Raw genomic sequence first — 333 nt, 5'->3', positions numbered from 1 at the left:
CCAAGGTGCTTCCGGTACGAAGGATCTGGCTCCAACAAGGGGAAGCGGAAAATGAAGAACATTGGTCAGGCACCAGTGGCGGATCAATGCGGCGCGCATCGGGGCACGAACATGTCCTGCTTCTATCCAGGCATGAAAGGCCCGGGCAGAGCCAAGAAGAGGGCCTAATCTGACACTATGCTTGCTGAGCCAACCTGAAGCCTCTTCTATGGCGTTGCGTTGCGTATCCGTTGGCCTAACCAACCATTGATATTGCTCAAATGCAGCGTGGAGAGCGTCCACAGACGTTCCGCGTTCATAAATATCACATCCGAGTGGTACTGATCTCAAACC

Annotated in this window: 1 pseudogene; it reads right to left on the bottom strand. The window is 53.8% G+C overall.

The window, feature by feature from the left end:
- A pseudogene (locus CSR02_RS16735) lies at positions 1–282 on the bottom strand (hypothetical protein); the annotation flags it as partial.
- Positions 283–333 lie beyond the last annotated feature (51 nt).

It is taken from the genome of Acetobacter pomorum, from assembly GCF_002738225.1.
Taxonomy (GTDB): domain Bacteria; phylum Pseudomonadota; class Alphaproteobacteria; order Acetobacterales; family Acetobacteraceae; genus Acetobacter; species Acetobacter pomorum.
Note: the sequence above shows the minus strand (reverse complement) of the source record. Positions and strands in the feature narration are given on the sequence as shown.